Genomic DNA, 25,572 nt, shown 5'->3' on the forward strand with positions numbered 1-25,572 from the left:
GTGACTGGGAGGCACGGTCTCACCCTTCTCTCGCTTCTCGTCGGGTCTCAGCCCCAGGTGATCAACCGCTTCGGCTGTTCCAGGATCGCCGCGATGTCCGCCAGGACCTTGGAGCCCAGTTCGCCGTCGACCAGGCGGTGGTCGAAGCTCAGCGCGAGGGTGGTCACCTGACGCGGCTTCACCTTGCCCTTGTGGACCCACGGCTGGAGTTTGATCGCGCCGACCGCCAGGATCGCCGCCTCGCCCGGGTTGAGGATCGGCGTGCCGGTGTCGATGCCGAAGACGCCGACGTTGGTGATGGTCACCGTGCCGCCCTGCATCGCGGCGGGTGACGTCTTGCCGTCCCTCGCCGTGGCGACCAGCTCGCCGAGCGCCTCCGCCAGTTGCGGGAGCGTCTTCGCGTGGGCGTCCTTGATGTTCGGCACGATCAGACCGCGCGGGGTGGCCGCGGCGATGCCCAGGTTGACGTAGTGCTTGAGCACGATCTCCTGGTTCGCCTCGTCCCAGGACGCGTTGATGTCCGGGTTGCGCTTGATGGCGACCAGCAACGCCTTGGCGATGAGGAGGAGGGGGTTGACCCGCAGGCCCTGGAGCTCCTTGTCCTGCTTCAGCTCCTCCACCAGCTTCATGGTGCGGGTCACGTCCACCGTCACGAACTCCGTGACGTGTGGCGCCGTGAACGCCGAACCCACCATCGCCGCCGCCGTCGCCCTGCGGACGCCCTTGATGGGGACCCGGGTCTCGCGGGCGGTGTCGTACGACGCGGCGGCCGGGGCCGCCGTGGGGGCGACGGGCTCCGCCGGTGCGGTCACCGCCGCCGGTTCCGGCACCGCCACCGCCGCGTGCACGTCCTCGCGGGTGATGATGCCGTCCGGACCGGACGGGGTCACCGTGGCCAGGTCGACGCCCAGGTCCTTCGCCAGCTTGCGCACCGGCGGCTTCGCCAGCGGACGGGGGCGGTCCTCCACGGCCGGGGCGGGAGCCGGAGCGGGGGCGTGGCCGTTCAGCTCGTGCTGGACCGCCGCCTGGACCGACGCCTCCGCGACCGTGGTCTCCGGGCCCTTGCGCGGGCGGCGCTTGGTGGAGGAGGCCGCCACGCCGTAGCCGACGAGGACCGGCTGGCGGCCCTGCGGCTTCTTCTCCGGCTCCGCGGCGGGCTCGTCGGCGGGCTCGTCGGCCGGCGCCGCGCCCGCCACGTCCACCGCGATGATCGCCGTGCCCACGTCCACCGTGGTGCCCTCGGCGAAGCGCAGCTCGCGGACCACGCCGTCGTAGGGGATGGGGAGTTCGACGGCCGCCTTCGCCGTCTCGACCTCGCACACCACCTGGCCGTCGGTCACCGTGTCACCGGGCTGCACGTACCACTTGAGGATCTCCGCCTCGGTGAGTCCCTCGCCCACGTCCGGCATCTTGAACTCGCGTACGGACGCCTGTGTCATCGTCGTCACGACCCTCTCCTCAGTACGCCAGGGCACGGTCGACGGCGTCGAGCACCCGGTCCAGGCCCGGAAGGTACTCCTCCTCCAGGCGGGCCGGCGGGTAGGGGGCGTGGTAGCCGCCGACCCTGAGGACCGGGGCCTCCAGGTGGTAGAAGCAGCGCTCGGTGATCCGGGCGGCGATCTCCGCGCCCGAACCGAAGAAGACCGGCGCCTCGTGGACCACGACCAGGCGGCGGGTCTTCTCGACCGAGGCCTGGACGGAGTCGAAGTCCATCGGGGAGACGGACCTGAGGTCCAGGACCTCCAGGGACTTGCCCTCCTCGGCGGCCGCGTCGGCGGCCTCCTGGCAGAGCTTCACCATCGGGCCGTAGGCGACGAGGGTCAGGTCGGTGCCCTCACGGACCACGCGGGCCTTGTGCAGCGGGCCGGGGATGGCCTCGGTGTTGACCTCGCCCTTGTCCCAGTAGCGGCGCTTGGGCTCGAAGAAGATCACCGGGTCGTCGCTCTGGATGGCCTGCTGCATCATCCAGTAGGCGTCCGAGGAGTTGGACGGGGAGACGATCTTCAGGCCCGCCACGTGCGCGAACAGCGACTCCGGGGACTCGGAGTGGTGCTCGACCGCGCCGATGCCGCCGCCGTAGGGGATGCGGACGACGACCGGCATCTTGACCTTGCCGAGCGAGCGGGCGTGCATCTTCGCCAGCTGGGTGACGATCTGGTCGTAGGCCGGGAAGACGAAGCCGTCGAACTGGATCTCCACCACGGGGCGGTAGCCGCGCAGGGCGAGGCCGATCGCGGTGCCGACGATGCCGGACTCGGCGAGGGGGGTGTCGATGACGCGGCTGTCGCCGAAGTCCTTCTGCAGGCCGTCGGTGACCCGGAAGACGCCGCCGAGCTTGCCGACGTCCTCGCCCATGACGAGGACCTTGGGGTCCGACTCCAGCGCGCGGCGCAGCGACTCGTTGATCGCCTTGGCCAGAGCCATCTTCTCCGCTGCCATGGTCAGACCCCCTCTACGTCCGCGAACGACGCCTGGTAGGCGGCGAACTGGGCTCGTTCCTCGTCGACGAGCGTGTGCCCGTCCGCGTACACGTTCTCGAAGATGGCGAAGTCGTCCGGGTCCGGCATGGCTCGCACCGCTTCGCGCACCCGCCTGCCCAACGCCTCGGACTCGGTCTCCAGTTCCGCGAAGAATCCCTCGTCCGCGTGGTTCGAGGCCTCCAGGTACCGGTGCAGGCGCAGGATCGGGTCCTTGGCCTCCCAGGCCAGCCGCTCCTCGTCGCCCCGGTAGCGGGTGGGGTCGTCGGAGGTGGTGTGGGCGCCCATCCGGTAGGTGTACGCCTCGACGAGCGTCGGTCCCTCGCCGCTGCGGGCGCGCTCCAGCGCCCACTTGGTGACCGCGAGGCAGGCCAGCACGTCGTTGCCGTCGACGCGGACGCCGGGGAAGCCGAAGCCCTGGGCGCGCTGGTAGAGCGGGACACGGGTCTGCTTCTCGGTGGGCTCGGAGATCGCCCACTGGTTGTTCTGGCAGAAGAACACGACCGGGGCGTTGTAGACCGCGGCGAAGGTGAACGATTCGGCCACGTCGCCCTGGCTGGAGGCGCCGTCGCCGAAGTAGGCGATCACCGCGCTGTCCGCGCCGTCCTTGGCGACGCCCATCGCGTAGCCGGTGGCGTGCAGCGTCTGGGAGCCGATGACGATCGTGTAGAGGTGGAAGTTGTTGCTGTTGGGATCCCAGCCGCCGTGGTTGACGCCGCGGAACATGCCCAGCAGGTTGGTCGGGTCGACCCCGCGGCACCAGGCGACGCCGTGCTCACGGTAGGTCGGGAAGACGTAGTCGTCCTGGCGGGTGGCGCGCCCGGAGCCGATCTGGGCTGCCTCCTGGCCGAGCAGGGACGCCCACAGACCCAGCTCGCCCTGGCGCTGCAGGGCGGTGGCCTCGGCGTCGAAGCGGCGGGTGAGCACCATGTCGCGATAGAGGCCGCGCAGCTCCTCGGGGGTGATCCCGGCGACGTACGCGTCGTACTCGGCGTTCTTGACCCGCTTGCCCTCGGGGGTCAGCAGCTGCACGAGTTCGGGCTCGGCGCTCTTCCTGGTGGCGGTGCGGCTGGTGCTGGTGCGGCTGGTGGTGCGCTTGGTGCCGGTCTTGCTGCCGGTGGTACCGGCCTTGCCTGCGGCGCTGCGTCGCGGTTCGCTCGCGGCACTGCTGTCCACGGTCACGTGTGCTCCTCCGTCGGTCCGGCCCCCGGGGTTGCCGGGTGAACCAGTGCGGCTCACCTGCTTCCGACACCCGTGGCACGGGGTGGGTGCCACTCGGCCGGGAACAGGCGTGACAGGTGCCCCGGCGAGCGCCCTGCAACAAGCACGTTACCCAGTGCTCCACATTTCTGTGAAACCCCTCCTGACCTGCGTTTTTGCTTGGAAATCCAAGTATTTTTTGCTTGGGTTTCCTAGTAAGTCGACGCGGGCCGGAAGGTCGCTGGTCAGAGCCTTGCGGGAGGCCGGAGCTACGGCACGTTATCCCGCCGCCCGGGGCCACGGGAAGACTTCGCGGGCTGCGGCCTGCGCGTCGGACGGGCGCGCGGCCTGCCGACCATACGCCCCACGACCTGTCCGGGGGCGCGCCTTTCGTCCTTGTCTCCGCCCCGATCCATCCTGTGACCGAAAGCGACCATCGGCGACTGCCTGTGACAACGCCCAGCTCACAGGGCGGGCGCTTGCCCTACCATCTGGCGCGTGCCGCGCTCAGGTTTACCACCCCTCGTACCCCACGCGCCCCCTCTGGGCGCCCTGCTCCGGCAGTACGCCGCCGGTTCCCCGCTCGCCTGCGAGCCGGTCGAACAGGGACTGCTCAACCGCGGCTACCGCCTCTGCACCACCCGCGGCCGCTATTTCCTGAAGCACCACTTCGACCCCGACACCGCCGACCCGGCCGCCATCGAGCGACGTCATCTGGCCACCCTGCGCCTGGCCGCCCTCGGCGTCCCGGTGGCCCCGCCCCTCGCCGACCGCGACGGCCGTACGGTCGCCGTCGTCGGCGGCCACGCCTACGCGCTGCACCCCTGGATCGACGGCCGGCACCGGCACGGCGGTCAGCTCACGCGCGGGGAGTGCGCGCGACTGGGCGCGCTCCTCGGCGCCGTGCACGCCTGCCTGGAACGGGTGATGCCCCCCAAGGGGCGCACCCGCCCGGCCACCAGCCCCCACCCCGTCGAGAGCGCCGACCCCGCCGACACCTTCGCGCTCATCGACGAGCTGCTCAGCCATGTCAGCCGGCACCGCCCCGCCGACGCCTTCGACGAACTCGCCCGGCACCGGCTGCTGGAACGCCGTGCGCTCCTGGAGCAGCACGCCGGAAGGCGCCCCCCGCGCGGTGCCTCGGTGGGCTGGGTGCACGGCGACTTCCACCCGTTCAACCTGCTCTACAGGGACGACGCGCCGGCCGCGATCGTCGACTGGGACCGGCTCGGCGTGCAGCCCCGCGCGGAGGAGGCCGTACGCGCCGCCGTGATCTTCTTCGTGCGCCCGGCGGGGGCGCTCGACCTGCCCAAGGTGCGGGCGTACGCGCGCGCGTACCGGCGGGCGGCCGGGGCCACGCCCTCGGAACTCGCCGCCGCCGTGCACCGCGTGTGGTGGGAGCGGCTCAACGACTTCTGGATGCTGCGCTGGCACTACGAGCGCGGCGACACCCGCGCGGACCCTCAGTTCCCGGCCGCCTCGGCCCTCGCCGTGTGGTGGACCAGGGAGTACGACGCGGTGTGCGACGCGTTCGTCCGGTAGCGGCTGACCGGCCGCCGGCGGTCGGCTGACCGGTCGGCGGCCGGCGATCGACGGCCGGTCAGCCGAAGGGCGTCGGTGTCCTTCAACCGCCGACGCCGGCGATCGAGCCCGGGTCGGTCCCGCCGGCGTCGCCGGTCCCCGTCGTGTCGGAGGGCTGCGTGTCCGGCGAGCTGGCGGTGTCGGTCGGCTGCGAGGCGCTCGCCGACTCGCTCGGCTCGTGGCTCGGCTCGCTGGACTGCTGCTGGGACTGGCTGTAGGTCGGGGTCGGCGACGGCGTGTAGTTGTTGTGGTTCCCGCTGCCCGAGCCGCTGTCGTCGGTCTGCGTGTCCGTGGACGTGTCGCTGGGCTCGTCCGTCGGGCTGGAGCTGGGCGTCGTGTCCTTGGTGGTCTGCGAGGTGGTCGGCGACTGGGACGCACCGGTGCCGCCGTCGCCGCCGCCACCGCCGTTGTTCAGCGCCAGTGCGACGCCCGCCGCGACGGCGATGACCGCGAGGACGGCCAGGATCCACAGCTTGCCGCGGCCGCTGCCCCGGTTGCCGTGCCCCTCGAAACCGCCGTCGTCGCCGCCTCCGTAACCGCCCGGCAGGATCGGCTGCGGAATCTGCGTCGTCCCGGCGCCGGTCGCCGGGTGCGGCATCACCGTCGTCCCGGCGAAACCGGCCGCCGGGGTGTGCCGGCCGTCGTGCACGGTGACCGGGCCGGTGTTCCAGGTACCGGTGTGACCGCCCTGGTCGTACAGCATCTGCAGGGCGTACTGGACCAGACCGCGCATCTCCTCGGCGGTCTGGAAGCGGTCGTCGGGCTCCTTGGCGAGCGAGCGCATGACCAGGCCGTCCAGCTCCGGCGGGGCGGCGCCCTCGGAGGTCTGGGACGGCGGCACCGGGATGTCCTGGACGTGCTGGTAGACCACCGACAGCGGGGTCTCGCCGATGAACGGCGGCCGCAGGGCGAGCAGCTCGTAGAGCAGGCATCCGGTGGCGTACAGGTCGGAGCGGTGGTCGACGGCCTTGCCGAGCGCCTGCTCCGGGGAGAGGTACTGCGGCGTGCCCATGACCATGCCGGTCTGGGTCATCGTGGTGGACGCGCCGTGCAGGGCGCGGGCGATGCCGAAGTCCATCACCTTGACGGAACCGGTCTGGGTGATGATCACGTTGGCCGGCTTGATGTCGCGGTGCACGATGCCGTGCTGGTGCGAGTAGGCCAGCGCGTCCAGCACCCCGGACACGATGATCAGGGCCTGCTCGGGGCCCGGCGCCTCGGCGTTGATCAACAGGTCGCGGATGGTGCGGCCCTCGACCAGCTCCATCACGATGTACGGCACGGACTGGCCGCCGACCACGTCCTCGCCGGAGTCGTACACCGCCACGATCGCGTGGTGGTTGAGCCCCGCGACCGACTGTGCCTCACGCGTGAAGCGGGCCTTGGAGACCGGGTCCTCGGCGAGATCGGCACGGAGCAGTTTCACGGCCACGGTGCGGCCGAGCCGTACGTCCTCGGCCGCGAACACCTCGGCCATGCCGCCCCGCCCGAGCCGGTGGGTCAGCCGGTACCGGCCGTCGCCGACCAGGCCCTGGTTGCCCCACATCTCCGGCGCGTCTGACATGCCGCCGCCAGTCGCCTCGGGGTCGGACGGGCCCTGGGCGCTGTGCGTCTGTGCCATCGGTCCTCGCCGTCGTTTCTGCCCGCGGTGCGCGCGGTGTTGTCACGGTCTCCGTCGGCCACGCTACAGCCTCCGCGCAACCCGTCGGTCCGGGTTCCGGCCCCTGGACGGACCGGCCATCAAACCCCTACCACGCTCTGCCGTGCAAATTCCGTGTACCGGAGGTACGCCCGCCGTAACGCTTGCGTGGCTCTTCTTTCGCGTACGGTCACGGAACGGGCACCCCGCTTGACGTGTCAGTGCCCTCGGGCAGACTTGGCCGGGAATGAGACATTCGATCAACAAGGGTGCCCGAGGGCCGGGCGGGGGACGGGGAAAATGAGCCAGGACGGCGGGCACGGCCGTGACGCGGGGCGGGCTCTGGCGGGTGGCCGCTACCAGCTGCGCGACCTGCTCGGGGAGGGCGGCATGGCCTCCGTGCACCTGGCGTACGACACGGTCCTGGACCGGCAGGTCGCGATCAAGACCCTGCACACCGAACTCGGCCGGGAACAGGCCTTCCGCGAGCGCTTCCGACGCGAGGCCCAGGCAGTGGCCAAGCTCACCCACACCAACATCGTCTCCGTCTTCGACACCGGCGAGGACGTGCTCGACGGCGCCACGATGCCGTACATCGTCATGGAGTACGTCGAGGGACGCCCGCTCGGGTCGGTGCTGGAGGAGGACGTCCGCCGGTTCGGCGCGATGCCCGCCGACAAGGCGCTGAAGATCACCGCCGACGTGCTGGCCGCGCTGGAGATCAGCCACGAGATGGGGCTGGTGCACCGCGACATCAAGCCCGGCAACGTGATGACGACCAGGCGGGGCGTCGTCAAGGTGATGGACTTCGGCATCGCCCGCGCCATGCAGTCGGGGGTCACCTCGATGACCCAGACCGGCATGGTCGTCGGCACCCCGCAGTACCTGTCACCGGAACAGGCACTCGGCCGGGGCGTGGACGCCCGCTCCGACCTCTACTCGGTCGGCGTCATGCTGTTCCACCTGGTCACCGGGCGGCTGCCGTTCGACGCGGACTCGCCGCTGGCGATCGCCTACGCGCACGTCCAGGAGCAGCCGGTCGCCCCCTCCTCGATCAACCGCGCCCTTCCCCCGGCCGTGGACGCGCTGGTCGCCCGCGCCCTGAAGAAGAACCCGAACGAGCGCTTCCCGACCGCCGAGTCCATGCGCGACGAGTGCCTGCGGGTCGCCGCCTCGCTCCAGCCGGCCGCCCCGAGCATCGTCCCGGGCATTCCGCCGACGCAGAGCGGCGCCGGAGTCGGCTCGGCGGTGTTCCCGCCGGTCGGCCAGGGGGCACCGGCGCCTCCCGGGCCGGTGCGGACGCCGTACCAGCCGGCGCCGCATCCGTACGGCACTCCGGGTCCGTCCCCCGCCTACGGCTATCCGCAGCAGGCGGGCTACCAGACGCCGGCCGGCTACGCCCAGCAGGCGTCGACCCCGCCGCCCTACCACCTCACGCCCCCGGCCGTGCCCGCCGGTGGCGGCGGGAAGGGCAACCGGCCGGTGGTCGTCGGATCGGTCGCGGTGTCGCTGGTCGCGGTGATCGGCCTGGTGGTCGTGCTGGCGCTGCACATGGGCAACGCGGACGACGACGCCGGCGGCGGCAGTGGCGGCGGCAAGGGGGGTGGCAGCAGCGCGAGCGCCACGGCCTCGCACGCGTCCGGCTACCGCGGGCCCGACACCGCGAAGACCGTCGAGACGACGGAGTGCACCGAACCGCAGGAGTCCTACAACGATCCGGACAAAATCCAGGTGCCGGACTTCAAGTTCAAGTACATCAGGTCGGTCAAGGAGTGCTTCCAGGCCGCCGGGTGGCAGATGAAGATCGTCCCCGTGGACGAGAACACCTATGGCGACGGCACGGTCATGGAGCAGTTCCCCTCCTCGGGCACCGACGTGGACCCGAAGGACGTGCCGGTCATCGAGCTCAAGGTGTCGACCGGGAACCCGGCGACCGGCTGACGCGCACGCCGTCGTAGGAAGGGCCCGGCGGGGCGACCGCCGGGCCCTTCGCCGTCTCGGGGGACTCCGTTCTCAGGGGACTCCGGGGGTGGTCTGAGGGCACTCCAGGACGGGTCTGAGGGGAGCAGAGAGGGGTCTGAGGGGAGCAGGGAGTGTCTAGAGGTACGGGCCGCCGGAGCGGCCGGCCGGGCCGTGCTCCTCGCCCTCGTGGCCGACCCCCGGCGGCAGCGCGCGCCGCATCGACTCCAGCTGGGCGCGGGCGGCCATCTGCTGGGCGAACAGGGTGGTCTGGATCCCGTGGAACAGCCCCTCCAGCCAGCCCACCAACTGGGCCTGCGCGATGCGCAGTTCCGCGTCCGAGGGGGTCGTGTTCTCGGTGAACGGCAGGGAGAGCCGCTCCAGCTCCTCCACCAGCTCCGGCGCCAGACCGTCCTCCAGCTCCTTCACGGAGCTGGCGTGGATCTCCTTCAGCCGGACCCGGCTGGCCTCGTCGAGGGGAGCGGCGCGCACCTCCTCCAGAAGCTGCTTGATCATGCTGCCGATCCGCATGACCTTGGCGGGCTGTTCCACCATCTCCGTCACCGGGATCTCGCGGGAGTCCTCGTCTCCGTTGCCGCCACCGAGTGCCATCCCGTCCTGGCCCACGACCAGGATCTGCGGATTCTCGGGCGACCGTTCGTTCCTCGGCATCTCCATGCCGCCATTCTCTCGCACCCGTACACCTCATCACCGTGGTGCCCCCCATGGGAGCTGATCCACCTTTCCCGGCCGTTCCGGAGCGGCCGTAGACCCAACAGCCGAACAAGAAATGCCCGGCTTGTCAGCGAATGTGAGGCTGGTGATCGTCGGCCCTGACGACGACTGTGCTCCAGGAGGTCACCGACGTGACTCCAAGGCTGCGACTCCCCCGCCGCGCCGCCGCCCGGCCGTTCGGCCCCGTGCGGCTCGCGCCCGGCCGTGCGCTGCCCGCCGGCCCGCTGCCCGTCCGTGCGCTGCCCGTCCGTCTGCTGCTCGTCCTGGCGGCGGTCCTGCTGCCGTGCGGTGCGCCGCTCGCGTACGCCGCCGAGCCGCTGCCCTCGGACTCCGCCAGTGCCTCGGCCGGCCCCGAACCGTCCCTGGCCGGCACGGTGGCGGGCCAGGGCCGGACGCGACCGGGGCGGCCCCAGGGACCGGCGACGAAGGTCGAGGACCAGAATCCCGACGACCCGGACGACCGGGACGACCCCGACCGCCCGGACGACTCCGCCGCTCCCACCGACTCCGCCGCTCCGGGCGATTCCGACGCCCCCGGCGATTCCGACGGCCTCGGCGATTCCGACGGCCTCGGCGAGGGGACGGCGACGGAGCCCGCCGTGCGCGGCACCGGGACCACGGCGGCAAGCTCCTCCGCCCAGCCGCCCCGGGAGGCCGTCCTGGCCCCCGCCACATCCCAGTCGCCCCCTGCCGCCGGCCAGGCCCTGGGTCCGGGCCAGGGCCAGGAGGACGACACCGGGCCCGTGCTGCACATCCTTCCGCTCGGCAGCGGCCTGGTCCTGATCGGCCTCGGGCTCGGCCTCGCCTTCGTCGGCCTGCGGGTGCGGCGGGGCTAGGCCGTCAGCCGGCGACCAGCAGGACCTTGCCGATGTGCTCGCTGGCCTCGACCGCCCGGTGCGCCCGCGCCGCGTCCGCCATCGGCACCTCCCGGTCGACGACCGGACGGACATGGCCCTGGGCGATCAACGGCCACACGTGCTCCCGGACCGCGGCGACGATGGCCGTCTTCTCGGCGAGCGGCCGGGCGCGCAGCGAGGTCGCGCTGATCGCGCACCGCTTGGCGAGCAGCGCCCCGATGTTCAGCTCCGCCTTGGCGCCCCCCTGCATGCCGATGATCGCGAGCCGTCCGTTGACCGCGAGCGCCTGCACGTTCCGGTCCAGGTACTTGGCGCCCATGTTGTCGAGGATCACGTCGGCGCCCGCGCCGTCGGTGGCCTGCTTCACCTCGGCGACGAAGTCCTGCTCGCGGTAGTTGACGAGGATGTCCGCACCGAGCTCGGCACAGAAGTCCAGCTTCTCCTTCGTCCCCGCGGTGACCGCCACCTTGGCGCCGATCGCCTTGCCCAGCTGGATCGCCATGGTGCCGATGCCGCTGGAGCCGCCGTGCACGAGGAGGGTCTCGCCGGGACGCAGGTGGGCGATCATGAAGACGTTCGACCAGACCGTGCAGGCCACCTCGGGCAGCGCGGCGGCCTGCTTCACGTCCAGGCCCTCGGGCACCGGCAGCAGCTGACCGGCCGGCACGGCGACCTTCTCGGCGTACCCGCCGCCCGCGAGCAGTGCGCACACCTCGTCGCCGACCGACCAGCCGGAGACCGCGGGGCCGATCGCGGCGATCCGCCCGGAGCACTCCAGACCGGGGTACGCGGAGGCACCCGGCGGCGGGTTGTAGTTGCCCTGCCGCTGCAGGATGTCGGCACGGTTGACGGCGCCCGCCACCACCTCGACCAGCACCTCGCCCGCACCGGGCACGGGATCGGGAACCTCCTCCCACACCAGCGCCTCGGGTCCGCCAGGTTCGGGAATCGTGATCGCATACATGCGGCCGACGCTACTGCTTCCCCCAGAAAGAAAAGAATGCAGTGGTCATCCGGTCCGAAACAGCCTCCACAGTCACCCGTTCGGGTGACTGTGTCCGAAATCCCCTCCGACCTCGGAGGGGAGCCGTCAGCTGAAACACGCCTCGATGCCCGCGGCCGCCCAGGGCAGGTCGAGCAGTTCCGTCTCCTCGCCCTGGCGGGCTCCGCCCGGCGGCACGACCGCGAGCGCGTCGGCGGCGGCGATGCCACGGAGCATCGCCGGGCCGTTGTAGTGCAGCGGCATCGCGACGTCGCCCCGCAGGACGACCGGGATGAGCCGGGTGTCGGACGGATGCCCGTGCGCCGCCTCCGCCAGCGGCAGCGTGTACGGCTCGGGGGCCGGGCGGGCGGCGAGGGTGCGCAGCAGGGGTTCGGCGAGGGTGAGCAGACCGGAGACGGCCGCGAGGGGGTTGCCGGGCAGGCCGACGAGGTGCTGGTTCTCCCTGGTGCGGGCCAGCAGCATGGGGTGGCCGGGACGCACCGTGACGCCGTCGACGAGGAGCTGGGCGCCGATGCGCTCCAGGGTGGGGTGGAGGTGGTCGACCGGGCCGGAGGCGGTGCCGCCCGTGGTGACGACGAGATCCGCTGTCGAGGAACCGATCGCCCGCTGCAGGGCCCTGGCGTCGTCGCCGAGCCGGCGTACGGCGGTGATCTCGGCGCCGAGCGCGCGCAGCCAGGGCGGCAGCATCGGACCGAGCGCGTCCCTGATGAGTCCGTCGTGCGGGAGCCCCTCGCCGAGCAGTTCGTCGCCCAGGATCAGGACTTCGGCGCGGGGGCGGGGGACGACGGTGACGGTGTCGTATCCGGCGGCCGCGGCGAGGCCGAGGACGGCCGGGGTGGCCAGGGTGCCGACGGGCAGCAACTGGTCGCCGCTGCGGCACTCCTGGCCGCGCGGGCGGATGTCCTGTCCGTGCACCACCTCGCGGGTGGGGTGCAGGCGCCCCTGGGTGTCGAGACGGCCGTGCTCGCTGCGCAGGACCGCCGTGCTGTCCGCCGGGACCCGGGCACCGGTGGCGATGCGGACCGCCTCGCCGTCGGTGAGCGGCTCGGGCTGCGCCTGCCCGGCCAGCACGCCGACGTCGCGTACGTCCCAGGGGCCGGGACCGGCGACCGCCCAGCCGTCCATGGCGGAGGTGTCGAAGGAGGGCAGGTCGGTGAGGGCGTCCAGCGGGGCGGCGAGGGCCAGGCCGAGGGCGTCGGCCAGGGGCACGGAGACGGGGGCGCGGCGGCCACCGGACCGGGCGGCGCGGGCGGCGGTCTCGCGTGCCTGCGGCCAGGGGGTGGCGCGGTGGCGGTGCGCCGGCAGTCCGCCGTGGGCGGCCTCGCCGAGGCTCTCCTCGCCGTGGGGGTGCCCGGCGCGGGGGGCGGGGGTGGAGGTGGGGGCCGCGTCCTGCCGGGGCTGCCTGGGCTCTCTCACGAGGGCGAGCGCCTCCTCGACGTCGAGGTCGTCGTCGGTGTCCGCGGCGGCGGGCGCACCGGCCCGGGTCCGGGGGGCGGTCACCGGCCGGGCCCGGGAGAAGAGGTGCCGGAGCCCGGCCCTTGGGCGGAACCCGTCCCTTCGGCGGAACCCGTCCCTTCGGCGGAACCCGTCCCTTCGGCGGAACCCGTCCCTTCGGCGACGGCCTGGCCGCCTGTGGAGGGCTGCCCGCCGTCTGAGGGCTGCCCACCGGCGGAGGACTGCCCCTCGGTGGAGGGCTTCGTCTCCTCCGCCCAGCGCGCGGCCAGCGCGGCGGCCTTGTGGGCCGCCTCGGCCACCGCCTCGGGGCCGCCCTCGGCCTGCGCGGCCGCGTAGCCGACGAGGAAGGTGGTCAGCGGGGCGGCCGGGCGGTCCACGCCGTGCGCGGCGTCCCTGGCCAGGTCGAGCAGGAGGCGGATGTCGACGTCCAGGTCGATGCCCAGTTCGTCCTTGACTGCGGAGATCCATTCGTCCAACACGTGCCCATGCTCCCTGATGCGTGCCCTGGCGGCGGCGATGTCGTCCCAGGTGTCGCAGTCGAAGGACGCGCGGGGGTCCGGGACGCGGGTGAGGTTCAGCGCGGCGGTGAGGCGCCGCAGGGGGAGGCCGGTGAGACCCCGGTCGCCCTCGGCGAGGGCCGCCAGCGTGTGGCGCAGCGCCGCCGTCCGGTAGGCCGCCACGAGGGGTTGGTCCCTGCCGTCGGCATCGGTGAGCAGCGCCGCGTCCGCGCCGGAGGTGTGCAGGACCGACAACAGGCGCCGCACCGTCGCCTCGTGGAGGAACGGGAGGTCGGCGGAGAGGACGACCGCGCAGGCGGCCGTGGTGTGGCGCAGGCCGGCGTCGAGCGCGGCGACCGGGCCGCCGCCAGGGGGATCCTCGCGGGTCCAGTGGACCGGGCGGGAGGTGGGGCGCGGGGCTGCCACGACGACGGTCCGCCGGGCGCCGGCGCAGGCCGCGAGGACGCGGTCGAGGAGGGGGCGGCCGCCCACCCGGACGGAGGGCTTGTCGGTGCCGCCGAGGCGCCTCGCGGCACCGCCGGCCAGCACGACCGCGTCGTAGGGGGGTGGGTCGGTGGCGGTCACCTCTCGAGTATGGGGGGCGTTCTGATCACGTGGAACCGGTGGGAGGCGCGGGACGGGCAGGGTGCGGTTGCCTGCGCCTGAGCGGCGGGGCTGTGGCGGTCGTGCGCCTCGCGGGCCCGGCGGGGGCTTCTCGCGCGGTTCCCCGCGCCCCTGGGAGCGCGCTGCGGTCAGAGTGTCCTGAGAAGCACCGTCGGGTTCTCCACGCAGTCGGCCACGTACCTCAGGAACCCTCCCGCCGTGCCGCCGTCGCAGACCCGGTGGTCGAAGGTGAGGGAGAGCTGGACGACCTGACGGACCGCCAGCTCGCCCTCGTGCACCCAGGGTTTCGGGACGATCCGGCCCACGCCCAGCATCGCCGCCTCGGGGTGGTTGATGATCGGGGTGGAGCCGTCGACGCCGAAGACGCCGTAGTTGTTGAGGGTGAAGGTGCCGCCGGTGAGTTCGGCGGGGGTGAGGGTGCCGGCGTGGGCCGCCTCGGTCAGCCGGGCGAACTCCGCTGTCAGCGACTCGGCGTCGCGGGTGTGGGCGTCCTTGACGACGGGGACGACCAGGCCCCGGTCGGTCTGGGCGGCGAAGCCGAGGTGGACGTGGTCGAGCCGGACGATCTCGCGGGCCTCGGCGTCGACGTACGAGTTCAGCTCGGGGTGGCGGGCCAGGGCCGCGGTGCAGATCCGGGCGAGGAGCGCGAGGAGCGAGATCCTCGGGCCCCGCGCCGCGTTCATCGCGGTGCGCGCGCGCATCAGCTCGGTCGCGTCGGCGTCCACCCAGCAGGTCGCGTCGGGGATCTCCCGGCGGCTGCGGGAGAGCTTGTCGGCGACCGCGCCCCGGATGCCCTTGAGGGGCGTGCGGGTGCCCGCGGGGGCGGTCGAGGTGGTGGGCGGGGCGGTCGGCGGGTTCTTGAGGGTGGTGGCGGTGCGGGCCGCGCCCACCCGCAGGGCGTCCTCGACGTCGGCCCGCAGGATCAGCCCGTCGGGGCCCGAGCCGGACAGCCCGCGCAGGTCCAGGCCGTTGTCCCGGGCGAGGCGGCGGACCAGGGGGGAGATCACCGGGACGGGGCCGTCGGTGAGCGCGGTGGGCGGTGCGGGCTCCTGCGCGGGCGGCGCCGTCACCGTGGTGGCGGCGGGCCGCGCGGGTTCCGGGGCGGTGCCCGGGTCGGCCGCGCCGTCGGCCCGCTCCGTCACGGTGTGGCGGACCCGGCGGCGACGCGCCGGAGGCGTCCCCGTCCCGTATCCCACCAGGACGTTGCCGGAGCCCTCCGCCTCGGGGACGGTGGTGGCCTCGCCGACGGCGACCGTCAGGAGCGGGGCGCCGACGGGCAGTTCGGTGCCCTCCTCGCCGAAGCGGGCGGTGACCACACCGCCGTAGGGGCAGGGCACCTCGACCATCGCCTTGGCCGTCTCGACCTCGACGACCGGCTGGTCGATCGCGACGACCTCGCCGACCTGGACCAGCCAGGTGACGATCACCGCCTCGGTGAGCCCCTCCCCGAGGTCGGGCAGTTTGAACTCCAGCACCTGTGCCATCAGCCCTCGGCCTCCCACTGCAGACGCGCCACCGCGTCCAGGATGCGGTCGATGCCGGGCAGGTGGTGGCGCTCCAGCATCGGCGGCGGGTAGGGGATGTCGAACCCGGCCACGCGCAGCACCGGTGCCTCCAGGTGGTGGAAGCAGCGCTCGGTCACGCGGGCCGCGATCTCCCCTCCCGGGCCGCCGAACCCGCCCGACTCGTGTACGACGACCGCGCGCCCGGTGCGCCGTACCGACGCGCAGACCGTTTCGTCGTCGAACGGCACCAGGGAGCGCAGGTCGACGACTTCCAGGTCCCAGCCCTCCGCCTGGGCGGCCTCGGCGGCTTCGAGGCAGACCGGTACGGACGGTCCGTAGCTGACGAGCGTGGCGCTGCGCCCGGTTCGGCGCACCACCGCGCGGCCGATGGGTTCGACGTCCGCCGGGTGCTCGGGGTTCCAGGTGTCCTTGGACCAGTACAGGCGCTTGGGTTCCAGGAAGACGACCGGGTCGTCGGAGGCGATGGCCCGGCGCAGCAGGCCGTAGGCGTCGGCGACGGTCGCGGGGGTGACGACGTGCAGGCCGGGGGTGGCCATGTAGTAGGCCTCGGAGGAGTCGCTGTGGTGCTCGACGCCGCCGATGCCGCCGCCGTAGGGGATGCGGACGGTGATCGGGAGGGGCATCCGGCCGCGGGTGCGGTTGCGCATCCGGGAGACGTGGCTGACGAGCTGCTCGAAGGCGGGGTAGGCGAAGGCGTCGAACTGCATCTCCACGACCGGGCGCAGCCCGTACATGGCCATGCCGACGGCGGTGCCGAGGATGCCGGCCTCGGCGAGCGGGGTGTCGGTGCAGCGGGCCTCGCCGAACTCCTTGGCGAGGCCGTCGGTGACCCGGAAGACCCCGCCGAGGGTGCCGACGTCCTCGCCCATGACGTGCACGGCGGGGTCGGCGGCCATGGCGTCGCGCAGCGCGCGGGTGAGTGCCTGTGCCATGGTGGCGGGCTTGACGGCGACGGTCGTCATCGCGGCCCGCCTTCCTGGTCCTGCTGCTCGGCCGCCAGCTCGGCGCGGAGCAGGGCGCGCTGTTCGCGCAGTTGGGTGGTGGTCTCGGCATACACCTGGTCGAAGAGGTGCATGGGGTCGAGGTCGGGGTCGCGGTTCATGCGGGCGCGCAGGTCGGCGGCCATGGTCTCGGCGTCCTCGCGGGCGCGCCGGACGGTGTCCTCGTCGAGAAGTCCGCGGGCGGTCAGTTCGCGCTCCAGCAGCAGGATCGGGTCGTGGTCGCGCCAGGCGTCGACCTCGGTGTCGCCGCGGTAGCGGGTGGCGTCGTCGGCGTTGGTGTGGGCGTCGATCCGGTAGGTCACGGCCTCGACCAGGGTCGGGCCGCCGCCTTCGCGCGCGTGCCGTACGGCGGCGGCGAGGGCCTCGTGCACGGCGGCCGCGTCGTTGCCGTCGACCAGGCGGCCCGGCATGCCGTATCCGACGGCCTTGTGGGCCAGGGAGGGGGCGGCGGTCTGCTTGGCGAGCGGGACGGAGATGGCGAAGCCGTTGTTCTGGACCAGGAAGACGACCGGGGCCTGCCAGACGGCGGCGAAGTTCAGGGCCTCGTGGAAGTCGCCCTCGCTGGTGCCGCCGTCGCCGACCATGGCGAGCGCGACCACGTCGTCGCCCTTGAGGCGGGCCGCGTGGGCGAGGCCGACGGCGTGCGGGAGCTGGGTGGCGAGCGGGGTGGAGAGGGGGGCCACGCGGTGGGCGTAGGGGTCGTAGCCGGTGTGCCAGTCGCCGCGCAGCAGGGTGAGCGCCTCGACGGGGTCCACGCCCCGGGCGATCACCGCGAGGGTGTCCCGGTAGCTGGGGAAGAGCCAGTCGCGTTCCTCGAGGGCGAGGGCGGCGGCGACCTCGCAGGCTTCCTGGCCGGTGCTGGAGGGGTAGACGGCGAGGCGGCCCTGTTTGGTGAGGGCGGTCGCCTGGGCGTTGTACCTGCGGCCGCGCACCAGCTGGGTGTACAGCAGGCGCAGCAGCTCCGGATCGGCCTCGGCGGCCGCCTCCGTCCCGAGGACGCGGTACGGGCGCTCGTCGGGCAGCAGCGGCGCCGGGTCCGTCCGGGGCTGCCAGGCGGGCGGCGGGGAGGGGCGGTACGCGCCGCGCTGCTCCATGACCGTCATGACGGCACCTCCTTGTGGGGGTGGCTGGGAGACAGGTCGCTGGTGACCCGTCCCACCTACCGATTGTTCGGTCGATGGCACATTTTGGCTACAGGCGGCTCCGGGCTGTGGACAAACGGTTCTCCACAACCTGGAATGAACGCAGTACGTCCATGGCAGGAAGGCGGGGGGACATGGCACCTGAACAAATGGCCCAGGGCCCGCAGGATCACGCCGCGCTGCCGCCCGCGCGCCCTCTGGACGCCATTGATCAGGACATCCTGCAGATCCTCCAGGCGGACGGCCGGGCGTCGATACGGTCGGTCGCCGAACGCGTGCACGTCTCGCGCGCCAACGCCTACGCCCGTATCAACCGGCTCATCGAGGACGGGGTGATCCGCGGTTTCGGCGCCCGTGTGGACCATGAGCGGGCCGGCCAGGGCACCTCGGCCTACATCACGCTGAAGATCGTCCAGAACAGCTGGCGCACGGTCCGCGAGCAGTTGCGGCAGCTGCCCGGCGCCTCCCACATCGCCCTGGTGGGCGGGGACTTCGACGTGCTCCTGCTGGTGCACACGCCCGACAACCGGGCACTGCGCGAGCTGGTGCTGACCCGGCTCCAGGCCATCCCCGAGGTGCTCAGCACCCGCACGCTGCTGGTCTTCGAGGAGGAGGACCTGGAGCCGCAGAGCTGAGGTCAGTGCGCGCGCAGCCCGGCGAAGGCCAGCCGGACGACCGCGTCGGACACCTCGCGGGCGCTCGCGCCGCGCCCGTCCGGGCGGTACCACTCCACGATCGAGTTGACCATGCCGAAGACCAGCCGGGTCGCGAGACGCACCTCGACGTCACCGCGTATGTCCCCCTCGGCCGCGGCCGCCTTGAGCAGGTCGGCCACCCGGTGGTCGAAGTCCCGGCGCCGCTCCAGCGCCCACCGCTCGGTGCCGGTGTTGCCGCGCACCCGCAGCAGCAGCGTCACGTACGGCAGTTCGGCGATCAGCACCTCGACCATGCGCCGCACGACGTGTTCGAGGCGGTCGGCGGCGGGGCCCACGCGCGCGTGCTCCTCGTCGAGGATCCCGAACAGGCCGTCCAGGGCGCGGCTGACCGAGCGGCGCAGCAGCTCCTCCTTGCCGGAGACGTGGTGGTAGATGGACGACTTCGAGATGCCGGCGGCCTTGGAGAGGTGCTCCATGGAGGTGCCGTCGTAGCCGCGCTCGTTGAACACCTGGACGGCCACCGAGAGCAGGGTCTCCGGGGTGTAGGTGTCGCGCTTGGCGGTCGTCATGACGCGCCCTCCCGCTTCTCGGTGGCGTAGGCGTGGCGGTAGAGCGCGAGGGAGGGCGCGTAGCGGCCGCTCGGATCGCGCAGGTGCAGGTCGTCGAGGAGGTCGTAGGCGAAGTCACGGCCGAGGCGGCGGCTCCACTCGAAGGGGCCGAGCGGGTAGTTGACGCCCAGGCGCATCGCGGTGTCGATGTCCTCCTCGGTGGCGACGCCCTTGGCGACGGCGTCGTGCGCGAGATCGACGATCCGGGCGACCGTGCGGGCGACGATCATGCCGGGGACGTCCCCGATGACGCTGACCTTCTTGCCGAGCGCCTGGAAGAGACCGACGGCCTCGCTGAGCGTCCTGGGCAGGGTGTCGTGTCCGGCGGACAGGGCGATCCGGGTGGCGCGGCGGTAGTCGAGGGCGAGGTCGAAGTAGACGACGTCCCGGAACTCCACCGAGGTCTGGCCGTCGGCGAGGACCAGCTGGCCGCCGCTGGGCAGCACCAGGCGGGTGCCGTGGTCCTCGTCCTCCTCGCGGACCTGGATGCCCGCCTCGCGGATCATCGCGAGCACCTCGGCCGCGGGTCCCAGACCGCCCTCGGCGACGACGTAGGCGGGCCGTTCGGCGGGCTCGGCGGTGTGCGGCTCGGCGGCCTCGGCGCCGTCCGCGTAGTCGTACCAGCCGTGACCGGTCTTGCGGCCCAGCCTGCCGGACTCGACCAGCCGGCGCTGAGCCAGCGAGGGGGTGAAGCGGACGTCCTGGAAGAACGCCTGCCACACGGAGTGCGTGACGGACTCGTTGACGTCCTGGCCGATCAGATCGGTCAGTTCGAAGGCGCCCATCCGGAAGCCGCCGCACTCGCGCAGCACCGCGTCGATGGTGGCCGGGTCGGCGGCCTGCGCCTCGTAGACCGCGAAGGCCTCGGCGTAGAAGGGCCGGGCGATCCGGTTGACGATGAAACCGGGGGTGTCCGCGCAGGCGACCGGGGTCTTGCCCCAGGAGCGGGCGGTCTCGAACGCGCGCGTGGCCGACGTGACGTCGGTGGCGAACCCGGAGACGACCTCCACCAGCGGCAGCAGCGGGGCCGGGTTGAAGAAGTGCAGGCCGACCAGGCGAGAGGCGTTGCGCAGGGCACCGCCGATGGCCGTCACCGACAGGGAGGAGGTGTTGGTGGCGAGCAGGCAGTCCTCGCCGACGATGTCCTCCAGGGCCCGGAACAGCTCCTGCTTGGCCTCCAGCCGCTCCAGGACGGCCTCCAGGACCAGCGCGCAGTCGGCGAACTCGGTGAGCTCACCGGCGGGCAGCAGCCGGGCGCGGGCGGCGTCCCGGGCGGCGGCCGTCATCCGGTCCTTCTCGACGAGCCGGTCGAGGCGGGCGACGATCGCGGCGGCCGCCTCCCCGGCCCGCCCGGGGACGGTGTCGTACAGCCGCACCGGGTGGCCCGCGACGAGTGCGACCTGGGCGATGCCCTGGCCCATGGTGCCGGTGCCGACGACTCCCACGGTGCTGCTGAGGTCGAGTGCTGTCATGTGCGCGATCCTCCCGCACGGTGTTTTCCACAGATGCGGCAGGCCCCCTTGTCCCGACCGATCGTTCGGTTACTCTAACTCTGTCCGGTCGTTTCCGCCCAGGTCATGAGCTTCAAGGGGAGCTCATCAGACGAGGAGTTGGTCCCGCATGACCGCCGAACTCACCGCGCCCGAGCTGATCGCCAAGCACCGGCCCACGCTTGACCAGGCGCTGGAGGCGATCCGCACGCGCGCGTACTGGTCCCCCCACCCCGAGCACCCGAAGGCCTACGGCGAGCACGGCAGCCTGGACGCGGCGGCGGGCAAGGCCGCCTTCGACGCCCTCCTCGGCACCCGCATCGACCTCGGTCAGCCCGGCACCGACGACTGGACCGGCGGCGAGGTCTCCCCGTACGGCATCGAGCTGGGCGTGACCTACCCGCACGCGGACGTCGACACACTGCTGCCCGCCATGCGGGCCGGGCAGCACGCGTGGCGCGACGCGGGCGCGGAGGTGCGCGCGGTGGTGTGCCTGGAGATCCTCAAGCGGATCAGCGACCGGACGCACGAGTTCGCCCACGCGGTCATGCACACCAGCGGCCAGGCGTTCATGATGGCGTTCCAGGCGGGCGGCCCGCACGCCCAGGACCGCGGCCTGGAGGCGGTGGCCTACGCCTACGCGGAGCAGGTCCGCACCCCCGGCACGGCCGAGTGGAGCAAGCCGCAGGGCAAGCGGGACCCGCTCGCGCTGACCAAGACGTTCACCCCGGTCCCGCGCGGCATCGCGCTGGTCATCGGCTGCAACACCTTCCCGACGTGGAACGGCTACCCGGGCCTGTTCGCCTCCCTCGCCACCGGCAACGCGGTCCTGGTGAAGCCGCACCCGCGCGCGGTGCTGCCGCTGGCCCTCACCGTGCAGGTCGCCCGCCAGGTCCTCACCGAGACCGGCTTCGACCCGAACCTGGTGGCGCTGGCGACCGAGCACCCCGGCGAGGGCATCGCCAGGACGCTCGCGACCCGCCCGGAGATCCGGATCATCGACTACACCGGCTCGACCGCCTTCGGCGACTGGCTGGAGGCCAACGCCCGGCAGGCGCAGGTATACACCGAGAAGGCCGGTGTCAACACGGTCCTGGTCGAGTCGACCGACGACTACCAGGGCATGCTCGCCAACCTGGCCTTCTCGCTCTCCCTCTACAGCGGCCAGATGTGCACCACCCCGCAGAACCTGCTGATCCCCCGCGACGGCATCCGCACCGAGGCGGGCCCGAAGACGTACGACGAGGTGGTCGCCGACCTCGCCCGCGCGGTCGACGGCCTGCTCGGCGACGACGCCCGGGCGAACGCGCTGCTCGGGGCGATCGTCAACCCCGACGTCAAGGCCCGCCTGGAGGCCGCCGCCGGGCTCGGCGAGGTCGCCCTCGCCTCCCGGGAGATCACCAACCCGGAGTTCCCGGGCGCGGTCGTGCGGACCCCGGTGATCGTCAAGCTGGACGGCGCCAAGCCCGACGACGAGGCGGCGTACATGAGCGAGTGCTTCGGCCCGGTCTCCTTCGCCGTCGCCGTCGACTCCGCCACCGACGGGGTGGAACTGCTGCGGCGGACGGTCCGCGAGAAGGGCGCGATGACGGTCGGCGCGTACACGGTCGACGCCGACGTGGAGCGCGCGGTGGAGGAGGTCTGCCTGGAGGAGGCGGCCCAGCTGTCGCTGAACCTGGTGGGCGGGGTGTACGTCAACCAGACGGCCGCCTTCTCCGACTTCCACGGCTCGGGCGGCAACCCGGCGGCGAACGCCGCGCTGTGCGACGGGGCGTTCGTGGCGAACCGGTTCCGGGTGATCGAGGTGCGACGCGAGTCGTAGCCGACGCGGGGTTCGGGCGAGGTTTCCTGTTCCGCCGCGACGGCGCTCCGCCGCGGCGGACGGTGGCGTGGCCGGTGCGGCGCCGTCGGGCTGCTCGCGCCGTTCCCCTCGCCCCTGTCGGGGCGCTCCGGTGCCCCCTCCTAGAAAGCACTCCAGTGATACAGCGTCATCGCCACGCTGGTCGCAAGGTTGTAGCTGCTCACCTGGGGGCGCATCGGCAGGCGCAGGAGGTGGTCGGCTCGGGCGCGCAGGCCGGCGGAGAGTCCCGTCCGCTCCGAGCCGAAGGCGAGGATCGCGTCGTCGGGGAGTTTCGTCGCCCTGATGTCCTCGCCCTCCGGGTCCAGGGCGTACAGCGGACCCTGGGGCAGGTCGGACACCGTCAGGCGTTCCACCGCCGTGGCGAAGTGGAGTCCCGCGCCGCCGCGGACGACCGTCGGATGCCAGGGGTCGAGGGTTCCGGTGGTGATGACCCCGGTCGCCCCGAAGCCGGCCGCCAGGCGGATCACCGCGCCCGCGTTGCCCAGGTTGCGCGGCTCGTCCAGGACCACGATCGGGGCCGTCCGCGGGACGCGGGCCAGCTCACGCAGGTTGGCCTCGCGGGACGGCCGTACGGCCAGGGCGGCCACGGCCGTGGGGTGCGGGCGCGGGACGAGGGACGCGTACGTCCGTACCGGCACCTCCGTCAGCAGCGCGGCCAGCGCCTCCGCGACGTCCGGCGCCAGTTCCCGCGCCAGCGCCAGCGCCGCCGCCCGGTCCGCCGTGACCGCCACCGGCACCTGCGCGCCGAAGCGCAGCGCGTGCTTGAGGGCGTGGAAGCCGTCGAGGAGGACGGCGGAACCGGCCATCCGCGCCCAGTGTTCCAGGGGGTCGGTCATGCCCCGAAGCCTACGCGGGGCTGCTCGTCGGCCTCCGGGAAGCGCTGGACCGGCGGCTCGGGGTGGCTGCGGCGGACCACCCGGTCACGCGCGCGTGCCGCCCAGCCGCCGAGCCGGTGCAGGAAGGACGTCGGCAGGAAGACGGAGTCCGCGGCGATCATGGCCAGCGAGAAGAAGGGCAGGCCCAGGACGACGGCGATCACCGCGTGCTCGGTCATCATCGCGGCCAGCAGCACGTTCTTGACCCGCCGGTTGAACAGCGTGAACGGGAAGGCGACCTGCACGATGACCGTCCCGTAGGTCACCAGCATCACCAGCGTGCCGTGCGCGGACAGCAGGTCGGCGAGGGCCGGCCAGGGCGAGAAGTAGTCCAGGTGGAGCGGGTAGTAGACGGCGGTGCCGTCCTGCCAGCGGGAGCCCTGGATCTTGTACCAGCCGGCGGTGGCGTAGATCAGGCAGGCCTCGGCCATGATCACGAACAGGGCCCCGTTGTGCAGGATGTCGGCGATGACGTCGAGCAGGATCCTGGGCTCGGACGTGCGCGCCCAGCGGCCGGCCGCCCACCACAGGGCGGCGCTCGCCCAGGCCGCCCACAGCAGGGCCGGGATCAGCCAGCCGCCGCCGGTGCGGCCGGTGAGCACCGCCGTCAGCAGGACGAGACCCGACACCGCCCACAGGACGGGGCCCGCACGGTCGGGGGCGACGCGTTCGCCACGCGCGCGTGCGGCACTCGCACGGGCGGCCCTGCGCGCGTCCAGGGACCACACCTGGCCGCAGCGCGTGAACACCAGGTAGATGGACATCAGGTGCAGCACGTTGTCGCCGCCGTCGCCCACGAAGACGCTGCGGTTCTGCAGGGACAGCACACCGACCATGAACAGCAGGGACGTGGCGCGGGTGTGCCAGCCCAGCAGGAGCAGGGCGGCGGCGACCACGGCGAGGAAGTAGCAGATCTCGAAGAAGGCCGGGCTGTCGGAGGCCAGCAGCGCCGTGAAGGCGTGGTTGTCGGCGGTCAGCTGGTGGGCGAGGCCGAAGCTCCAGGGGGCGTCGGGGCCGTACAGCTCCTGGCGGTGCGGGTACTCGCGCAGCAGGAACAGCAGCCAGGTGGCGGCGAAGCCGATGCGGACGACGGCCGTCTGGTACGGGCCGAGGGCCGCCTCGGTGACCCGGGCGATGGCCCGGGACAGGGACAGGGCCAGTCGGTTCACCGCACACCGCCGTTCGCCTCGTCCGCCGGGACCGTCCACCAGGGCAGCACCCGGTAGACGGGGGTGTCGGACGCCTTCTCACCGCTCCAGTCCGGTGGCGGCACGTTGGTGGTGCTGGAGCGCACCTGGACCCGCTCGATGGTGCCCTTCCGGCTCGTGGGGTCCCCCGCGTACATGCGCAGCACGGCGATCCGGCGCAGGTACTGCTCGGACAGGGAGCCGCGCAGGCCGATCGGGCGGTTGTCGGTGCCGTGCGTGGTGGTGAAGAAGTCCCAGGCCCGACGCAGCTCGTTCTGCACGGTGTGGCTGGGCAGCAGGCTGCCGTCGATCGCCCTGCCGTCCTGTGCGGACAGGTCGTTCCAGCCGGTCGTGGTCGTGCTGCCGTCCGGCATCAGCACGTCGGCGCGTACCTGCACGGCGATGTTCTGCTGCAGCGGGTTCGGCGCGAAGAGCTTCCAGTTCTGTTCGAACTCCGGGTACACCCATTCCTCGATCGCCTTGCCGTGCTGCTTGGTCAGCGTGTTCGCCGGCGCCACGCTCAGGAACACCATCCCCAGGTGCACGCAGGCGGCGACGGCGACCAGGGCGAGGGCGAGGGCCGCGCCGGCCTGGTACCGCAGGGAGAGGGCGGCGACGCCGGTGCGGGGCACGGCGGGGGACTCCGCCGACTGGGCCGGAAGGACGAGCGGCGCGGACGGGACCGGTGGGGAAGCCGTGACCGGTGGGGAAGGCGGGCTCGGTGGGGGAGGCGGGCCCGTGGGTGGGGACGGCGGGCCCGGTGGGAACGGCGGGGCGGACTCCGGTTCCGCGCGCGTTCCACCGGGGCTGTCCGGCCCGTGCCGGGCGTCGGCGCCCTCGTCGTACGCGTCGTCCATGCCGCCCCGTTCCCCGATCCCGCCACGCCGTCCGGTCGGCCGATCCGCCCGGTGTGCCGCTGTCGGGCACCCGCACGGAACGGTACTCAGCACCGGCCGCCGGGCGCAGCCCCGCGGGCGAGGCCGGCAGCGTGGCCATCGCCACTCCGGGCGAGGCCGCCGACCCGCCCGCCCCGGCGCACGGAGCCACGGCGGCCGATATCACCCCAGGTCACACGGCACACGTGTGCGGGCCCGCAGGCCGCGCCCCGAGCGTTGTCCACAGGTCGCGGCCGACGTTGTCCACAGGGGTTGATCACACGCACCGGCCCGGCCACCATGGGAATGGCCGGAACCGAACGA

General features: G+C 72.9%; 21 protein-coding genes. 5 read left to right on the plus strand and 16 right to left on the minus strand.

Going from position 1 to position 25,572, the window contains the following annotated elements:
- Positions 1-47: 47 nt before the first annotated feature.
- Genes AB0M11_RS04675 through pdhA (AB0M11_RS04685) form a run of 3 tightly spaced genes read right to left on the minus strand, consistent with a single transcriptional unit; the run spans position 48 to position 3,659 of the window.
- Positions 48-1,448 (minus strand): dihydrolipoamide acetyltransferase family protein, encoded by a 1,401-nt coding sequence (locus AB0M11_RS04675; RefSeq protein ID WP_365701301.1) that lies wholly within the window; start codon positions 1,446-1,448, stop codon positions 48-50.
- 10 nt (positions 1,449-1,458) lie between these two features.
- Complete coding sequence (locus tag AB0M11_RS04680; protein WP_365701304.1) at positions 1,459-2,439, minus strand: alpha-ketoacid dehydrogenase subunit beta; 981 nt, start codon at positions 2,437-2,439, stop codon at positions 1,459-1,461.
- Between the two features lie 2 nt (positions 2,440-2,441).
- Positions 2,442-3,659, minus strand: coding sequence for a pyruvate dehydrogenase (acetyl-transferring) E1 component subunit alpha (gene pdhA, locus AB0M11_RS04685; RefSeq protein WP_365701306.1), 1,218 nt, complete (start codon positions 3,657-3,659; stop codon positions 2,442-2,444).
- Positions 3,660-4,175: 516 nt separating this feature from the next.
- Between pdhA (AB0M11_RS04685) and AB0M11_RS04690 the strand changes: the two genes are divergently transcribed.
- Positions 4,176-5,219: a phosphotransferase gene (locus tag AB0M11_RS04690; protein ID WP_365701308.1), complete on the plus strand. Its 1,044-nt coding sequence runs from the start codon at positions 4,176-4,178 to the stop codon at positions 5,217-5,219.
- A gap of 82 nt (positions 5,220-5,301) precedes the next feature.
- Here the strand turns inward: AB0M11_RS04690 and AB0M11_RS04695 are convergent, their stop codons facing one another.
- Positions 5,302-6,879 carry a protein kinase gene (locus AB0M11_RS04695; protein WP_365701310.1) on the minus strand — a complete coding sequence of 526 codons (1,578 nt, stop codon included), beginning with the start codon at positions 6,877-6,879 and terminating at the stop codon, positions 5,302-5,304.
- Positions 6,880-7,197: 318 nt separating this feature from the next.
- Here AB0M11_RS04695 and AB0M11_RS04700 point away from each other — a divergent pair, with 318 nt between their 5' ends.
- Complete coding sequence (locus AB0M11_RS04700; protein WP_365701312.1) at positions 7,198-8,838, plus strand: protein kinase; 1,641 nt, start codon at positions 7,198-7,200, stop codon at positions 8,836-8,838.
- 156 nt (positions 8,839-8,994) lie between these two features.
- Here the strand turns inward: AB0M11_RS04700 and AB0M11_RS04705 are convergent, their stop codons facing one another.
- A complete protein-coding gene (locus tag AB0M11_RS04705) occupies positions 8,995-9,534 on the minus strand; it encodes a bacterial proteasome activator family protein (protein ID WP_350786157.1) in 540 nt (179 codons plus the stop codon).
- A gap of 188 nt (positions 9,535-9,722) precedes the next feature.
- On the opposite strand from AB0M11_RS04705, the gene AB0M11_RS04710 reads away from it, so the two are divergent.
- Positions 9,723-10,427: a hypothetical protein gene (locus tag AB0M11_RS04710; RefSeq protein WP_365701314.1), complete on the plus strand. Its 705-nt coding sequence runs from the start codon at positions 9,723-9,725 to the stop codon at positions 10,425-10,427.
- A gap of 4 nt (positions 10,428-10,431) precedes the next feature.
- On the opposite strand, the gene AB0M11_RS04715 is transcribed toward AB0M11_RS04710, so the two are convergent.
- From AB0M11_RS04715 to pdhA (AB0M11_RS04740), 6 genes are all read right to left on the minus strand, one after another.
- Positions 10,432-11,412, minus strand: a complete 981-nt coding sequence (locus AB0M11_RS04715) for an NAD(P)H-quinone oxidoreductase (RefSeq protein ID WP_365701316.1) — start codon at positions 11,410-11,412, stop codon at positions 10,432-10,434.
- A gap of 126 nt (positions 11,413-11,538) precedes the next feature.
- The gene (locus tag AB0M11_RS04720) at positions 11,539-12,951 is read right to left on the minus strand and encodes a molybdopterin molybdotransferase MoeA (protein WP_365701318.1); all 1,413 of its coding nucleotides are present in this window, start codon (positions 12,949-12,951) and stop codon (positions 11,539-11,541) included.
- Positions 12,948-13,988, minus strand: coding sequence for an NTP transferase domain-containing protein (locus AB0M11_RS04725; RefSeq protein WP_365701320.1), 1,041 nt, complete (start codon positions 13,986-13,988; stop codon positions 12,948-12,950). The genes AB0M11_RS04720 and AB0M11_RS04725 overlap by 4 nt, the downstream gene beginning before the upstream one ends.
- 167 nt (positions 13,989-14,155) lie before the next feature.
- Positions 14,156-15,511 carry a dihydrolipoamide acetyltransferase family protein gene (locus tag AB0M11_RS04730; RefSeq protein ID WP_365701322.1) on the minus strand — a complete coding sequence of 452 codons (1,356 nt, stop codon included), beginning with the start codon at positions 15,509-15,511 and terminating at the stop codon, positions 14,156-14,158.
- Complete coding sequence (locus AB0M11_RS04735) at positions 15,511-16,515, minus strand: alpha-ketoacid dehydrogenase subunit beta (protein ID WP_365701326.1); 1,005 nt, start codon at positions 16,513-16,515, stop codon at positions 15,511-15,513. Before AB0M11_RS04735 ends, AB0M11_RS04730 begins: the two co-directional genes overlap by 1 nt.
- On the minus strand, positions 16,512-17,657 hold the full coding sequence (pdhA, locus tag AB0M11_RS04740; protein ID WP_365701328.1) for a pyruvate dehydrogenase (acetyl-transferring) E1 component subunit alpha: 1,146 nt from the start codon (positions 17,655-17,657) through the stop codon (positions 16,512-16,514). Before pdhA (AB0M11_RS04740) ends, AB0M11_RS04735 begins: the two co-directional genes overlap by 4 nt.
- Before the next feature lie 188 nt (positions 17,658-17,845).
- Here pdhA (AB0M11_RS04740) and AB0M11_RS04745 point away from each other — a divergent pair, with 188 nt between their 5' ends.
- Complete coding sequence (locus AB0M11_RS04745) at positions 17,846-18,331, plus strand: Lrp/AsnC family transcriptional regulator (RefSeq protein WP_365701360.1); 486 nt, start codon at positions 17,846-17,848, stop codon at positions 18,329-18,331.
- A gap of 2 nt (positions 18,332-18,333) precedes the next feature.
- Here AB0M11_RS04745 and AB0M11_RS04750 read toward each other — a convergent pair whose 3' ends face one another.
- The gene (locus tag AB0M11_RS04750) at positions 18,334-18,921 is read right to left on the minus strand and encodes a TetR/AcrR family transcriptional regulator (protein WP_365701330.1); all 588 of its coding nucleotides are present in this window, start codon (positions 18,919-18,921) and stop codon (positions 18,334-18,336) included.
- Complete coding sequence (locus AB0M11_RS04755) at positions 18,918-20,432, minus strand: 3-hydroxyacyl-CoA dehydrogenase (protein ID WP_365701332.1); 1,515 nt, start codon at positions 20,430-20,432, stop codon at positions 18,918-18,920. Before AB0M11_RS04755 ends, AB0M11_RS04750 begins: the two co-directional genes overlap by 4 nt.
- A gap of 148 nt (positions 20,433-20,580) precedes the next feature.
- Between AB0M11_RS04755 and paaN the strand changes: the two genes are divergently transcribed.
- Positions 20,581-22,272: a phenylacetic acid degradation protein PaaN gene (gene paaN / locus AB0M11_RS04760; RefSeq protein ID WP_365701334.1), complete on the plus strand. Its 1,692-nt coding sequence runs from the start codon at positions 20,581-20,583 to the stop codon at positions 22,270-22,272.
- A 140-nt stretch (positions 22,273-22,412) separates the two neighbouring features.
- Here the strand turns inward: paaN and AB0M11_RS04765 are convergent, their stop codons facing one another.
- Genes AB0M11_RS04765 through AB0M11_RS04775 form a run of 3 tightly spaced genes read right to left on the minus strand, consistent with a single transcriptional unit; the run spans position 22,413 to position 25,230 of the window.
- Positions 22,413-23,147, minus strand: a complete 735-nt coding sequence (locus AB0M11_RS04765) for a TrmH family RNA methyltransferase (protein WP_365701336.1) — start codon at positions 23,145-23,147, stop codon at positions 22,413-22,415.
- Positions 23,144-24,355 (minus strand): HTTM domain-containing protein, encoded by a 1,212-nt coding sequence (locus tag AB0M11_RS04770; RefSeq protein ID WP_365701338.1) that lies wholly within the window; start codon positions 24,353-24,355, stop codon positions 23,144-23,146. The genes AB0M11_RS04765 and AB0M11_RS04770 overlap by 4 nt, the downstream gene beginning before the upstream one ends.
- Positions 24,352-25,230, minus strand: coding sequence for a DUF5819 family protein (locus AB0M11_RS04775; RefSeq protein ID WP_365701340.1), 879 nt, complete (start codon positions 25,228-25,230; stop codon positions 24,352-24,354). Before AB0M11_RS04775 ends, AB0M11_RS04770 begins: the two co-directional genes overlap by 4 nt.
- Positions 25,231-25,572 lie beyond the last annotated feature (342 nt).

The organism is Streptomyces sp. NPDC051987 (assembly GCF_040680735.1).
Taxonomy (GTDB): Bacteria; Actinomycetota; Actinomycetes; order Streptomycetales; family Streptomycetaceae; genus Streptomyces.

Coding starts and splice junctions, on each gene's coding strand:
- AB0M11_RS04735 (WP_365701326.1), bottom strand. CDS start 16,515: ATGACGACCGTCGCCGTCAAGCCCGCCACCATGGCACAGGCACTCACC.
- AB0M11_RS04775 (WP_365701340.1), bottom strand. CDS start 25,230: ATGGACGACGCGTACGACGAGGGCGCCGACGCCCGGCACGGGCCGGAC.
- AB0M11_RS04765 (WP_365701336.1), bottom strand. CDS start 23,147: ATGACCGACCCCCTGGAACACTGGGCGCGGATGGCCGGTTCCGCCGTC.
- AB0M11_RS04680 (WP_365701304.1), bottom strand. CDS start 2,439: ATGGCAGCGGAGAAGATGGCTCTGGCCAAGGCGATCAACGAGTCGCTG.
- AB0M11_RS04695 (WP_365701310.1), bottom strand. CDS start 6,879: ATGGCACAGACGCACAGCGCCCAGGGCCCGTCCGACCCCGAGGCGACT.
- AB0M11_RS04750 (WP_365701330.1), bottom strand. CDS start 18,921: ATGACGACCGCCAAGCGCGACACCTACACCCCGGAGACCCTGCTCTCG.
- pdhA (WP_365701328.1), bottom strand. CDS start 17,657: ATGACGGTCATGGAGCAGCGCGGCGCGTACCGCCCCTCCCCGCCGCCC.
- AB0M11_RS04700 (WP_365701312.1), top strand. CDS start 7,198: ATGAGCCAGGACGGCGGGCACGGCCGTGACGCGGGGCGGGCTCTGGCG.
- AB0M11_RS04730 (WP_365701322.1), bottom strand. CDS start 15,511: ATGGCACAGGTGCTGGAGTTCAAACTGCCCGACCTCGGGGAGGGGCTC.
- AB0M11_RS04715 (WP_365701316.1), bottom strand. CDS start 11,412: ATGTATGCGATCACGATTCCCGAACCTGGCGGACCCGAGGCGCTGGTG.
- AB0M11_RS04755 (WP_365701332.1), bottom strand. CDS start 20,432: ATGACAGCACTCGACCTCAGCAGCACCGTGGGAGTCGTCGGCACCGGC.
- AB0M11_RS04745 (WP_365701360.1), top strand. CDS start 17,846: ATGGCCCAGGGCCCGCAGGATCACGCCGCGCTGCCGCCCGCGCGCCCT.
- AB0M11_RS04705 (WP_350786157.1), bottom strand. CDS start 9,534: ATGGAGATGCCGAGGAACGAACGGTCGCCCGAGAATCCGCAGATCCTG.
- paaN (WP_365701334.1), top strand. CDS start 20,581: ATGACCGCCGAACTCACCGCGCCCGAGCTGATCGCCAAGCACCGGCCC.